Annotated in this window: 13 protein-coding genes and 2 pseudogenes; 9 read left to right on the top strand and 6 right to left on the bottom strand. The window is 73.7% G+C overall.

The features are described from left to right. A partial coding sequence (locus B7L92_RS22740; protein WP_081239303.1) for an ABC transporter ATP-binding protein occupies window positions 1–621 on the bottom strand: 621 nt, incomplete at its 3' end. Then, window positions 618–1,070, bottom strand: a complete 453-nt coding sequence (locus B7L92_RS22735; protein WP_081239302.1) for a GntR family transcriptional regulator — start codon at window positions 1,068–1,070, stop codon at window positions 618–620. The genes B7L92_RS22735 and B7L92_RS22740, both read right to left, overlap by 4 nt. A gap of 110 nt (window positions 1,071–1,180) precedes the next feature. Between B7L92_RS22735 and B7L92_RS22730 the strand changes: the two genes are divergently transcribed. The 5 genes from B7L92_RS22730 to B7L92_RS22710 all read left to right on the top strand — a co-directional run bounded on the left by B7L92_RS22730 (window position 1,181) and on the right by B7L92_RS22710 (window position 5,909). Further along, entirely contained in the window at window positions 1,181–1,732 is a 552-nt protein-coding gene (locus B7L92_RS22730; RefSeq protein ID WP_081239301.1) for an RNA polymerase sigma factor, read from the top strand. An 86-nt stretch (window positions 1,733–1,818) separates the two neighbouring features. After that, window positions 1,819–2,694 carry a cupin domain-containing protein gene (locus B7L92_RS22725; protein WP_081239300.1) on the top strand — a complete coding sequence of 292 codons (876 nt, stop codon included), beginning with the start codon at window positions 1,819–1,821 and terminating at the stop codon, window positions 2,692–2,694. Between the two features lie 55 nt (window positions 2,695–2,749). Beyond that, window positions 2,750–3,610: an ABC transporter ATP-binding protein gene (locus tag B7L92_RS22720; RefSeq protein WP_081239299.1), complete on the top strand. Its 861-nt coding sequence runs from the start codon at window positions 2,750–2,752 to the stop codon at window positions 3,608–3,610. Next, on the top strand, window positions 3,607–5,130 hold the full coding sequence (locus B7L92_RS22715; RefSeq protein ID WP_081239298.1) for an ABC transporter permease: 1,524 nt from the start codon (window positions 3,607–3,609) through the stop codon (window positions 5,128–5,130). Before B7L92_RS22720 ends, B7L92_RS22715 begins: the two co-directional genes overlap by 4 nt. 143 nt (window positions 5,131–5,273) lie before the next feature. Beyond that, window positions 5,274–5,909, top strand: a complete 636-nt coding sequence (locus B7L92_RS22710) for an ABC transporter (protein WP_255311081.1) — start codon at window positions 5,274–5,276, stop codon at window positions 5,907–5,909. A gap of 71 nt (window positions 5,910–5,980) precedes the next feature. Here B7L92_RS22710 and mshD read toward each other — a convergent pair whose 3' ends face one another. Continuing rightward, window positions 5,981–6,907 (bottom strand): mycothiol synthase, encoded by a 927-nt coding sequence (gene mshD, locus B7L92_RS22705; RefSeq protein WP_081239297.1) that lies wholly within the window; start codon window positions 6,905–6,907, stop codon window positions 5,981–5,983. A gap of 185 nt (window positions 6,908–7,092) precedes the next feature. Here mshD and B7L92_RS22700 point away from each other — a divergent pair, with 185 nt between their 5' ends. After that, window positions 7,093–8,928, top strand: coding sequence for a bifunctional metallophosphatase/5'-nucleotidase (locus B7L92_RS22700; RefSeq protein WP_081239296.1), 1,836 nt, complete (start codon window positions 7,093–7,095; stop codon window positions 8,926–8,928). Window positions 8,929–9,001: 73 nt separating this feature from the next. Here the strand turns inward: B7L92_RS22700 and B7L92_RS22695 are convergent, their stop codons facing one another. Next, a complete protein-coding gene (locus B7L92_RS22695; RefSeq protein WP_081239295.1) occupies window positions 9,002–9,202 on the bottom strand; it encodes a DUF1737 domain-containing protein in 201 nt (66 codons plus the stop codon). 44 nt (window positions 9,203–9,246) lie between these two features. Beyond that, complete coding sequence (locus B7L92_RS22690) at window positions 9,247–9,540, bottom strand: hypothetical protein (protein WP_081239294.1); 294 nt, start codon at window positions 9,538–9,540, stop codon at window positions 9,247–9,249. A 193-nt stretch (window positions 9,541–9,733) separates the two neighbouring features. On the opposite strand from B7L92_RS22690, the pseudogene B7L92_RS22685 reads away from it, so the two are divergent. From B7L92_RS22685 to B7L92_RS22675, 3 genes and pseudogenes are all read left to right on the top strand, one after another. Further along, a pseudogene (locus B7L92_RS22685) lies at window positions 9,734–10,560 on the top strand (helix-turn-helix domain-containing protein). Then, on the top strand, window positions 10,557–10,763 hold the full coding sequence (locus B7L92_RS22680) for a DUF397 domain-containing protein (RefSeq protein WP_081239293.1): 207 nt from the start codon (window positions 10,557–10,559) through the stop codon (window positions 10,761–10,763). Before B7L92_RS22685 ends, B7L92_RS22680 begins: the two are co-directional and overlap by 4 nt. A 75-nt stretch (window positions 10,764–10,838) precedes the next feature. Beyond that, on the top strand, window positions 10,839–11,489 hold the full coding sequence (locus tag B7L92_RS22675) for a DUF7691 family protein (protein ID WP_081239304.1): 651 nt from the start codon (window positions 10,839–10,841) through the stop codon (window positions 11,487–11,489). Window positions 11,490–11,505: 16 nt separating this feature from the next. Here the strand turns inward: B7L92_RS22675 and B7L92_RS42575 are convergent. Beyond that, window positions 11,506–11,951 (bottom strand): annotated as a pseudogene (locus tag B7L92_RS42575) (hypothetical protein); the annotation flags it as partial.

Below are 11,951 nucleotides of genomic sequence, written 5' to 3'. Positions count from 1 at the left end.
GCCGCCGCCGATCAGCAGCAGGTGGTCGCAGGAGTCCTCCAGTTCGGCGACCACGTGCGAGGACATCACGATCGTCGTGCCGTGCCCGGCGGCCTGCCCCAGCAGCACGCCCATCAGCTCGTGCCGGGCCAGCGGGTCGAGGTCGGCCATCGGCTCGTCCAGGAGCAGCAGCTCCGGCCGCTTGCCCAGGGCGAGGGCGAGCGCGACCCGGGTGCGCTGGCCGCCGGAGAGCGAGCGGATCCGCTTGCCCGGGTCCAGGTCGCCGCCGGCCACCACGCGCCCGGCGGTGTCCGCGTCCCAGCGGCCGGGGTTGAGGTCGGCGCCCATGCGCAGCGTCTCGGCGACGGTGAGCTGCGGGTACAGCGGCTTGTCCTGGTCGACGAAGCCGACGCGGGGGCGGGCCGAGGCCGGGTCGGTGCCGAGGACCGCGACCGTGCCCTCGGTGGGGGCCAGCAGCCCGGCGGCGAGGGCGAGCAGCGTGGACTTGCCCGCGCCGTTGGGACCGACGACGGCGCAGACGCGGCCGGCGGGCAGCCGGAAGGAGCAGTCGCGCAGCGCCCACGCCCCGCGTCGGCCGAAGCGCTTGCCGAGCGCGGTCGCCTCGATGGCCGGGTCGGTCATGACGGGTCTCCCTGGGGATGTGCCTGGTGCGTTCGGGTTGTCTGGGATGTCTGGGGTGCCTGAGGTACTTGAGGTGCCTGGAAGTGCTTCGCGAGTACGTCGGTGAAGAGCGCGGCCACGTCCTCCCGCTCCAGCCCGGACTCCCGGGCCCGGGCCGCCCAGTCCTCCAGCTCCGCGCGCAGCGGGGAGTCGGCGGGGGCGGCGCCCAGCGAGCGCCGGACGAAGGTGCCGAGGCCGCGCCGGGCCTCCACCAGGCCCTCGCGCTCCAGTTCGCGGTAGGCCTTCAGCACGGTGTTGGGGTTCACGGCGGTGGCCTCGACGACCTCGCGGGCCGTGGGCAGTTTGTCGCCGGGCACCAGCTCGCCCAGGCGCAGGGCCTGTTTGGTCTGCTGCACGATCTGGACGTAGGTGGCCACGCCGCTGCGCCGGTCGATGCGGTAGTCGACCACTCGACAACCACCCTTTCACTAATTGAGTAGTGAAAGGGTGGTGCAAGGGGTCCGGAAAAGTCAACCGCGGCCGGGTGAACCGATCGGCCGGGCTCGTGCGATGAGGGGACGTGAGCGAAACGAGAAGCGACGGGGAGCTGCTGCGCGCCGTCGCCGCGGACGGCGACCGGCGCGCCTTCGAGGAGCTGTACCGGCGGTACGCGCCGTGGCTGACCGCCCGGATGCGCGGCCGGTGCGCCGACGCGGGGATCGTCGACGACGTCGTCCAGGAGACGTTCCTCGCGGTGTGGCGCGGCACGGCCCGCTACCGCGCGGACGCCGAGGGCGCGGACGCCGCCGGGTGGCTGTGGCGGATCGCCTCGCGGCGGCTGGTCGACGCCCTGCGCGGCGCCGGGGCACGCGGCCGGCTGCGGCAGGCCCTGGCACGGCTGCGGCACCGGGACGAGGTATCGGCGGAGGAACGCGTGCTCGCGGGGGTGGAGCACGGGGACCTGGCCGGCGCGCTGGTCCGGCTCTCGCCCGAACTGCGCGCGGTGCTCCAGGCCACCGTCGTCGACGGGCTGACCACCCGTGAGGCCGCCGTCCTGCTCGGCATCCCGCCGGGCACGGTCAAGACGCGGGCGATGCGGGCCCGCAGGCAACTCCGGGAGGCGCTGGCATGACGGGCGGAACGACGGGCGGCGCTGGCATGACGGGCGGAACGACGGGCGGCGCTGGCATGACGGACGGAACGACGGGCGGCGCTGGCATGACGGGCGGAACGACGGGCGGCGCGAGTGGCGGCGGCACCGGCTGGCACGTGCCCGAGGAGGACCTGCGGGCCTATGCGCGCGGCGGGCTGACGGCCCCTGCGCTGTGGTCCGCCGACACCCACCTCGCCGCTTGCGCGCACTGCCGGGGCGTCCTCGCCGACGTCGGCGACCCCGTCGCCCTCGACGCCGGCTGGGAACGGCTCGACGCCGAACTGGACGCGCCCCGGCCCGGCTTCCTGGAGGCGCTGCTGCTGCGGTGCGGCATGGCCGACCACACCGCACGGCTGCTCGCGGCCACGCCGGCGCTGCGCCGCTCCTGGGTGGGCGCGGTCGCCGCCGTCCTGCTGCTGACCGTGGCCGTGACCGCGGGGCACACGGCCGGCGGCTCGCCCACCCTCTTCCTCGCCCTCGCGCCGCTGCTGCCGCTGGCCGGGGTCGCCCTGTCGTACGGGCCCGCGCTGGACCCCACGTACGAGATGGCGGTCGTCGCCCCGGTGCACGGCTTCCGGCTGCTGATGATCCGCACGGTGGCGGTGCTCGCCGTCGGGATCGGCTTCAACGGGCTGGCGACCCTCGCCCTGCCCGGGTACGGACTGCGGGCCCTGGGCTGGCTGCTGCCCGCCCTCGCGCTCACCGCGACCGGGCTCGCGCTGGCGGCCAGGCTGGGCCCGGTGCTCGGGCCGTCCCTCGTCGGCGTCGGCTGGATCGCGCTGCTGGTGACGGCGGAGGCGGCCCGGACCGGCGCCGAGGACCCGCTCGCCCCGTTCACCGCCGCCGGGCAGGGCGTGTCGGCGCTGGTCGCCGTCCTCGCCGCCGGACTGCTCGTGCTGCTCCGCGACCGCTTCGACTCCGGCCGGGCGAACACGGCGTGACCGCCCCCGCCCCCTCTCCTCGTCCCTTTCCCCACGACCTCCACGGGAGTGCCGTATGACCTGCACCGTCTCCGCCTCCGGGCTGAGCCTCCACTACGGGGGCACCCGCGCCCTCGACGACGTGTCGCTGCGGCTGTCCGCCGGCGTCACCGGGCTGCTCGGACCCAACGGCGCGGGCAAGACCACGCTGCTGAGAGTGCTCGCCACCGCCGTGCCGGCCGACCGCGGGTCCTTCACGGTGCTCGGCCACGACCCGGGCACCTCGCACGGGCGCCGGGAGGTCCGGCGCCGCCTCGGCTACCTGCCGCAGACGCCGGGCTTCCACCCCGACTTCACCGCCTTCGAGTTCGTCGACTACGTGGCGATCCTCAAGGAGCTCACCGACCGCGCCGCCCGCCACCGCGAGGTGCGGCGCGTCCTCGACGAGGTCGGCCTCACCGAGGTGCGCGGCAAGCACATCCGCATGCTGTCCGGCGGCATGCGGCAGCGGGTCGCCCTGGCCGCCGCGCTCGTCGGCGACCCCGCCTTCCTCGTCCTCGACGAGCCCACCGTCGGCCTGGACCCCGAACAGCGCATGCGCTTCCGCGAGCTGATCGCGCACGCCGGCGAGGGCCGCACGGTGCTGCTGTCCACCCACCAGACCGAGGACGTGGCGATGCTCTGCCACCGGGTCGTGGTCCTGGCCGGCGGCACCGTCCGCTTCGACGGCACCCCCGCCGAGCTGACCGCACGGGCCGCCGGGCGGGTGTGGAGCAGCACCGAGCGCGACCCCGGCGCGAAGGCCGGCTGGCGCACCGGGCTGGGCACCTTCCGCAACGTGGGCGACCCGCCCGCCGGCGCCGACCTCCTCGAACCCACCCTGGAGGACGGCTACCTGCTCACCCTCGACGGCACGGACGCGGAGGTGGCGGCATGACCGCGGCGATCCCCGGGGCCCCGGCCGTGCCGGACGCGACGACCGGACCGCGCGCCTCCCGGGCGGCCGTGTTCGTCCTGGCCCGCTTCGAGGCCCGCAGGCTCCTGCTGCGCGCACCGGTCCTGATCGCCTTCGCCGGGTACGTCGGCTGGACCGTGTGGCGGACCCGTACCTCCTGGGACGGCTTCCCCGCGCTGCAGGACGCCGACCGCGCCACCCAGACCGGCCCGCTGCTCGTCGGCCTCGCCGTCCTGCTGTGCGCCAACCACGCGGTGCTGCGCTCCCGGCGGCACGGCACCGAGCCGCACTTCGCCGTGCTGGTGGTCCCGCCGTGGCGCCGCACGGTCGGGCACCTGCTGTCCGTCGTGCCGGCGGCGCTGCTCGTCACGGTGTGCGTGGGCGGCCAGTTCGCCTGGGAGGCGCTCAAGCCGGGCGCGATCGGGCACGGTTCGCCGGGCGAACTGCTCGCGGGACCGCTGTCCGTGCTGCTGCTCGGGGTGACCGGGGTACTGCTCGCCCGGCTGGTGGCCTCGCCCCTCGCGGCCCCGCTGCTGCTCGTCTTCCTGCTGTTCTTCGCCCTGTTCACCGCGGGCCTCCCCGACGAGGGCCGGGCCCGGTGGCTGGCGCCGGTGGTCGTCGAGAACAGCGGCGACACGCTGCCGTCCGACCTGCTGGGCCGCCCCGCCGCCTGGCACGCCCTGTACCTCGCGGGCCTCGCGCTGTGCCTGGCGCTGGCGGCGGTGATGCTCTCCGGGGGCGCCCGCCTCCGCTCCGTCCGGGCAGGCGTCGCCGGCGCGGTGGTACTGACCCTGGTGGGCGCGGTGGCACAGGACGGGAGCGTGTCGCCGGAGACGGCCGAGGCGCGGACGCGGATCTCGACCACCCCGGAGAAGGTGCACCGGTGCACCGAACGGGAGGGCACGACGTACTGCGCCTTCCCGGAGTGGGGACCGCGCACCGCTGACTGGGCGGAGGTCGTGGAGGACGTGCGCTCCCTCGCGGGCGGCACGGCACCGGACCGGCCGCTGACCGTACGGCAGCGCGTCGAGGCGCGGTACGGACTGTCCGGCGACGCCGCGATCCCCCCGGCCGCCCGCCCGGACGAGGTGACCGTCGGCACGACCTGGGGCGGCAACCGCGTCCCGGAGTTCGCCGTCGCCGTGGCCGGTGTGCTGGTCACGGGCGACGAGGAGACGGCGGGCGCGCTGTGCGACGGCCGCACGGTCACCGTCATGTGGCTGGCCCTCGCCGGCCGGCCCGACCCGATGTCCGACCTGCGCCGGGTGCGTCTGGACGACAGCACGAGCGGCTCGGCCGTCGTCATCTCGCAGACGGAACCGCTGAGCATGACCGCCGCCCACACGGAGGTCGTGCGTGAGCTGCTGGAGCGCCCCCGGGACGAGGTCGCCGCGAAGGTGAAGGGCCACTGGGCCGAGCTGACCGCCCCGAAGGTGACGACGGACCGCGCCGCGGAGCTGCTGGGCCTGGACGCGCCCGAGGAGGCGGACGAGTGTCTGTGACCGGGGGGCCTTCGAAGGGCGCGCCCGGCGCGTCCGACACGTCCGACACGTCCGGCGCGCCCGGCGCATCAGGTGGACCCGGCGCATCGGACGAACCCCGTGCGTCCGGTGGATCCGGCGGATCCGGCGCACCCGGTGTGTCCGTGGGGATCGCGCTGGTCCGCCCGGTCGCGCGGACCGTGCCGTGGCGGGCGATCGGGACGGCGGGGATCCTGGGACTGCTGCTCGCCGGGGTGCCCCGGCTGACGGGCGATCAGACGAACGACTGGCTGGCGCTGAACGCGCTGCGGGCGTCCGCCCTGGCCTTCGCGCTGGGCCTGGCGTTCCTCCTGGACGACCCGGCCCGGCACACCACGGCCGCCGTCCCCACCCGGCGCGCCGTCCGCCACGCACTGCGGCTGGCCCTCGTCGCTCCGGTGGCCACTGCGGGGTGGACCGCCGCGCTGTACCTCGTCCCGCGGGCCGTACGGCCCCCGGAGGCCGACATCACCCTCGAGGCGGCGGCGATCGTCTCCCTCGCCCTGGCCGGAGCGGCGCTCGCCGTCCGCTGCTCCGACCGCACCCGGCCGGGCCGGGCCGTCGCCGGCGGACTGCTGGTCCCGGGGGTTCTGGCCCCGCTGCTGTGGCCCGGGCGCTGGGCCCTGTTCGTGACGCCGGACGACGAGCGGTGGGCGGCGGCCCACGACCGGTGGGCGGTGCTGTTGTGCGCGGCGCTGGCGGTGGCGGCGCTCTGCGCGGCGGAGCCGCTGCGGCGGCGGGCGGTGGGCCGGACGGGGTGACGCGGGAGACCCCTCACCCCGGCCGCGCTCCCGTCCCGCGCCCGGGGGCGGGCTCCGGCCCGTCTCCGGGGTCAGGTCTCCGTGCGGTACATCAGGTCCGTCTCGTGCGTGGCGAACCCGAGCCGCTCGTAGACGGCCACCGCCGCCTCGTTGTCGGCGTCGACGTAGAGCATCGCCGTCGGCAGCCCCTGCCCCGCCAGGTGCCGCAGTCCGATCGTCGTGAGGGCCTTGCCGAGCCCGCCCCCCTGGGCGTCGGGGCTCACCCCGAGGACGTACACCTCGCCGAGGCCCTCAGCCCGGTGCGCCTTGGTCCAGTGGAAGCCGACGATCCGGCCCTCCTGTTCGGCGAGGAAGAAACCCTCGGGGTCGAACCACGGCTCGGCCTTGCGGTCGTCGAGGTCGCGCTGGGTGAGGGAGCCCTGCTCGGGATGGTGGGCGAAGGCGGCGGCGTTCACCGCGAGCCAGGCCGCGTCGTCCCGCCCCGGTACGAACGTCCGCACGGTCACGCCCTGGGGCAGCACCGGGTCGGGCAGGTCGAGCCCGGTCAACGGGCGCCGCATCTGCCGCAGTTCCCGGAAGAGGGTGAGCCCGAGCACCTGGGCCAGGTGCCGGGCGGCGGAGTGCCCGCCGTGCGCCCAGACCCGCAGCCGCTTCCCGGACGCGGCGAGCAGCGCGGCGCCGAGCGCCCGTCCGTGCCCCCGGCCCCGGTGCGCGGGGTGCACGACCAGCTCGGCGGCCGGCGGCTCCACCGGGTCGGTGTCCTCCAGCTGGGCGTACCCGACGAGTTCACCGTCGACGGTGAGCAGCAGGTGCGAGATCCCCTCCCGCTCCCCGCCGCGCAGCTGCAACCGCCCCTGCTCGGACACCGCCTGCTGCCCGTCGGTCCGGGCGGCCTCGGTGAGCAGGGCGAGGACCGCCTCGGTCTGCTCCGGGGAGAGCGCGGTGAGGGTCTGGATCGAGCGGGAGCGTCCGGGCCGTACGGTGTCGTCGCTGGTCATGGGTACGAGGGTATGCGGACGAGGACGTGTACGAGGGCGAAGGGGCCACGCCGTACGACGGACGGCGACGCCCGTCGTACGGCGCCGGCGAAAGACGAACCAAGATGTAACCCTGAATGACCTGTCGTGCTACGCGCGTTGACCCTAGGCTGCGCCGGTACCCACTCGGACCCACAGGGGGGCGTATGCCAGCCACATCCCCGGCGCACCAGCAGCACCTGCGCCGCAGACGCCGTACGAACCGTCTCCTCGCGACCGCCGCCGGTGTCCTGACCGCCGGTGCGCTGGCCGCCGCCGCCCTGCCCGGGTCGGCGAGCGCGGGCGAGAACGGCGGCGGCAAGGGCAAGCCGCACGGCCACCACCCCGGCCGTTACCAGGACATTCAGCTGCTGTCCTTCAACGACCTGCACGGCAACCTCGAGCCCCCGACGGGCTCCTCCGGCCGGGTCAACGAGATCCAGCCCGACGGCACGACGAAGGACGTCGAGGCGGGCGGCGTGGAGTACCTCGCCACCCACCTGCGCGAGGCCCGCAAGGGCAACCGCTACTCCATCACCGCCGCCGGCGGCGACATGGTCGGCGCGTCTCCCCTCCTCTCCGGCCTCTTCCACGACGAGCCCACCATCGAGGCGCTGAACGGGCTCGGCCTGGACGTCTCCTCGGTCGGCAACCACGAGTTCGACGAGGGCGCCCGGGAACTGGCCCGTCTGCAGAACGGCGGCTGCCACCCCACCGACGGCTGCTACACCGACAAGAAGTTCAAGGGCGCCGACTTCCCGTACCTGGCGGCCAACGTCCTGAACGAGAAGACGAAGAAGCCCCTCCTCAAGCCGTACTGGGTGTGGAAGAAGCAGGGCGTCGAGGTCGGCTTCATCGGCGTGACGCTCGAGGGCACCCCGAACATCGTCTCCGCCGAGGGCGTCAAGGGCCTCTCCTTCAAGGACGAGGTCGAGACGATCAACAAGTACGCCAAGGAGCTCCAGCGCCAGGGCGTGAAGTCCATCGTCGCCCTCATCCACGAGGGCGGCTTCCCCGCGTCCTCCTCCTACAACTACGACTGCGACTCCCCGGGCGCCGGCGACGGCATCTCCGGCCCGATCGCGGACATCGCCGAGAACGTCTCCCCGCAGGTGGACGCGCTGGTCACCGGCCACACCCACGCGGCGTACGTCTGCACGATCCCCGACCCGGCCGGCAAGCCCCGCACGGTCACCTCGGCCGCGTCCTTCGGCCGCCTCTACACGGACACCACGCTGACCTACGACCGCGCGACCGGCGACATCGCCCGCACGGCCGTGAAGTCCGCGAACCACGTCGTCACCCGGGACGTCCCCAAGGCGCCGGACACGACCGCGCTGATCGGCAGGTGGAGCACCCTCGCCGCCCCCATCGGCAACCGCCCGATCGGCCACATCTCCGGCGACATCGGCCGCGACGGCACGGAGTCCCCGCTCGGCGACCTGATCGCCGACGCGCAGCTCGCGCACGGCAGGACGCTGGACCCGGAGACCGACCTGGCGCTGATGAACCCCGGCGGCATCCGCGCGTCCCTCACCTACGCGGCCAGTGGCGCCGAGGGCGACGGCGTGGTGACGTTCGCGGAAGCCTTCACGGTCCAGCCCTTCGCCAACACGGTCAACCTCCAGGACCTCACCGGCGCACAGCTGATCCAGGCCCTCAAGGAGCAGGTGAGCGGCCCGAACGAAGCCGCCCCGAAGATCCTCCAGGTCTCGGACGGCCTGACCTACACCCTGGACCTGACCAGGACCGGCGCGGACCGCGTCGTCACGGACTCCATCCGGCTGAACGGCGAGCCCGTCGACCCGTCCGCCACCTACCGCGTCGCGACGAACAGCTTCCTCGCGGGCGGCGGCGACGGCTTCCCGACGCTGGGCGAGGGCACGAACGACCTCGTCGGCGCGGACGACCTGGCGGCCCTGGAGCAGTATCTGACGGCCAACTCCTCGGCGACCGACCCGATCGACCCGCCGAAGGCGGACCGGATCACGATCGTGCGGTAACCGCACGGACCGACGGCCGACGGGGCCGGTACGCGGCGGAGAGCGCCGGGTACCGGCCCCGTCGCACGTCTCCTCACCCGGAGCCGTCGTCCCCGGCCCCGGGCCACACGACCGCCTGCGCGACGATCACCCGCTCACCGTCGAAGGTGACCGACGGCCCCTCGTGCAGCCGGTACCCCCTCTCCAGCGCCTCGCTCACCCGGCGGCAGAACGCCGCGTCGTCGGGACCGGTCAGTACGCGGTACACGGGCAGCCCGTCCGGTGGTGTCCTCATGGCGCCAAGCGTGGCACAGGCACTTTCTCGCTCACGGCCCCGGCTCACTCGATCCGGAAGAGGATGCGCCGCCCCCGGCTCTCGGCGACCCGGAGCGCTTCCTCCAGCGATTCCGTCGCCCTGGTGAGCGCGAAGCGCACCGCCCGCTCGCCGGCCCCGGGATCGGCGAGCACGGCCCGCGCTCCCGCGAGCACCTGCTCCCCCGAGTCCAGCTGGTCCTCTTCCACGTCGTCCGCGAGCCGGGAGAGCCGGCTGCGGTCGCTGTCGGTGCTCAGATAGCAGGGCTTGCCCTCGGGCGTGGTCCAGGGCAGCAGACGGAACCGGAAGGTATCGCTCACGCGGAGGCCTCCGTCCCGTGGATGCGGCGCGGCCCGGCGTCGGTGCCTCTCGCGGTGCGTCCCCTCATGCCGTGTCCCTCCGGTACGCCGACCAGCGACCATCACTGTTCGTGCTCCGATGGTCACTCATCGCACGTACGCTGGGGAAGAGGGCCGGAGGTGCCCGCGGCTTCCGGCAACGGGGAGGGACGGCATGACCGAACAGCTCGACGCGCACGTCGAGTCGGGGCGCGCGGTACTGGGACGGACGCTCCGTTTCCTGCGGGAGAAGGAAGGAAAGTCCCTGGGGCAACTGGCCGACGCGTCCGGGTACGACAAGAGCTACCTGAGCCGCCTGGAGTCGGGCCAACGCCTCTCCAAGGTGACGGTGATGGAGGACCTGGACACGTATTACGGGGCCGGGGGCTGCTGGTCAGCCTGTGGAAGGTGGCGCGGATCGACGCCTTCAAGGACCGGTACAAGGAGTTCATGCGGCTGGAGGCGACGGCACGGGTCATGCGCAAGTACACGCCGAACGTGCCCGGCTTGCTGCAGACCGAGGATTTCGCCCGCGAGATGTTGTCCGGCTCCCGGGCAACGGACGTGGACCACGAAGCGGTCGAGGAACAGGTGGCCGCACGCCTGGGGCGGCAGCTGTTGCTGCGCAGGAACCCTGTGCCTCACGTCCGTTTCGTCATCGACGAACTCGCCTTCCGCCGTCCTGCCGCCGGCCCGGAGACCTGGGAGGGCCAGCTGATGCACATCGAGGAGGTGGCGCAATGGCCCAACGTCATCGTCCAGGTGCTGCCGTTCTCGGCGGGAATCCACGACCTCATGGGCAAGGGATCGCTGACTCTGCTGTGGCAGCGGGACGGAAGCGCCGTGGCCTACACGGAAGGTGACAGCAACGGTCTGCTGACGGACGATCCGGAGGACGTCCTGCACCACCGTTTGTCCTACGATCGGCTGCGGGATCTGGCGCTGTCCCCGTCGGACTCGCTGACGTTCATGAAGGACGTACTGGAGGAGCACCGATCATGAAGCACACCTTCGACCTCGGCACCGCCGCCTGGCGCAAGTCCAGTTACAGCGACGGGGGAGACAACAACTGCGTCGAGGTCGCCGACGGCTGCCCCGGTCTCGTCCCGGTGCGCGACAGCAAGGTCCCGGACGGTCCGGTGCTCGTCTTCGGCCCGGCCTCGTGGAGCTCCTTCGTGACGGGGCTCGGCGACCGGCGGCGATAGAGGGAGGACGTACCCGGACCGTACGGAGGGCCCTCAACGGCCGGGATGTCAGAGCCACTTGGCACGATGGCGGCCATGAGTCACAACATCGCGTACTCCACCGCGGACAAGGCCGACGTCCTGGCCTACCTGGGCAGCAAGGGCGACCTGACGCCGGATCAGCAGCGACGACTCGGCGGGATGCGCAAGGCCGCCCGGGCCCATCAGGACGCCCTCGACCACCAGGGCGTCGACTGGGGCCTGTCCGTACCCGACGCCCTCGACCACCTCATCGCCGGGCGCACGGACGCGGACGCCGAGTGCGCGGGCAACGCCTACCACTCCGCGCTGCAGCACATCATCGACCACAACGCGTCGGACCCGTCCCATCTGGGCACCTACGCGAAGCCCTCGACGTTCTTCGGCCTGGTGGACGACGAGATGCGCCGCCTCGGCGTGCCCGCCGACCTCCTACCCCACGGCTACCTCTACGGCGGACTGCCCGACGGGTTCCCGTACCTTCCGTCCTCGATCGACGGCTATCCGGCCATCGGCCACCTTCCTCTGGCCAAGACCAAGCCCGCCGCCGACGCCTACCGGGCCGTCCTGGACCGGATGGACCCGGACTTCCGGTACGACGTCCGTGAACTGATCGAGAAGCTCGAGTTCGAGCACGGGGAGTGGGAGTACGCCACGAAGAACATCGACTGGTACACCCAGGACACCCTCTTCTTCAAACTCACCTGACGCACCGCCGCCGCGATTACCGCTCCGGGGAGAACCCTTCGCGGTCACGACCGTCGCCCGGCTCCGGTCCGGGAGGGTTCTCCTGCGGCTGTCGGAAGGCGGGGTCAGGACGCCGTGGGGGGGTCCGGTCGCCCAGCCAGTCCGTGATGTCCTGGTCGGCCGCCTGGGCGTCCGTCAGGTGCGGGCGGTCACCGCTCGCCGGGCCCGCGCCGGGGCCCGTGTTCCGGTACTCGGCGAAGCGGTCGTCCTTCCGGGAGAAGCCGCTCATGTCGGTCCAGGGCGCGGTGCGGATCGCGGCGCTGAGACTGGTGTTGCGGACCGTGGTCCGCGGATCGAGGGAGGCGTCGCCGCCGGCGTGCCGATGCCAGCCCCGTCTTACCGGTACGTGACCGAGGCCGTCGAGGCGCCGGCCGGGCTTGCTCCCGGTCTCGCCGGGGCCGCGCAGGCCGCTTCCCGCAACGC

Source organism: Streptomyces viridosporus (assembly GCF_002078235.1).
GTDB lineage: Bacteria > Actinomycetota > Actinomycetes > Streptomycetales > Streptomycetaceae > Streptomyces > Streptomyces viridosporus.
Note: the sequence above shows the minus strand (reverse complement) of the source record. Positions and strands in the feature narration are given on the sequence as shown.

What these genes read in the sequence shown, in the direction of transcription:
- B7L92_RS22720 (WP_081239299.1), top strand. Translation starts at nt 2,750, where the DNA reads ATGACCTGCACCGTCTCCGCCTCCGGGCTGAGCCTCCACTACGGGGGC.
- B7L92_RS22700 (WP_081239296.1), top strand. Translation starts at nt 7,093, where the DNA reads ATGCCAGCCACATCCCCGGCGCACCAGCAGCACCTGCGCCGCAGACGC.
- B7L92_RS22725 (WP_081239300.1), top strand. Translation starts at nt 1,819, where the DNA reads ATGACGGGCGGAACGACGGGCGGCGCGAGTGGCGGCGGCACCGGCTGG.
- B7L92_RS22715 (WP_081239298.1), top strand. Translation starts at nt 3,607, where the DNA reads ATGACCGCGGCGATCCCCGGGGCCCCGGCCGTGCCGGACGCGACGACC.
- B7L92_RS22680 (WP_081239293.1), top strand. Translation starts at nt 10,557, where the DNA reads ATGAAGCACACCTTCGACCTCGGCACCGCCGCCTGGCGCAAGTCCAGT.
- B7L92_RS22675 (WP_081239304.1), top strand. Translation starts at nt 10,839, where the DNA reads ATGAGTCACAACATCGCGTACTCCACCGCGGACAAGGCCGACGTCCTG.
- B7L92_RS22695 (WP_081239295.1), bottom strand. Translation starts at nt 9,202, where the DNA reads ATGAGGACACCACCGGACGGGCTGCCCGTGTACCGCGTACTGACCGGT.
- mshD (WP_081239297.1), bottom strand. Translation starts at nt 6,907, where the DNA reads ATGACCAGCGACGACACCGTACGGCCCGGACGCTCCCGCTCGATCCAG.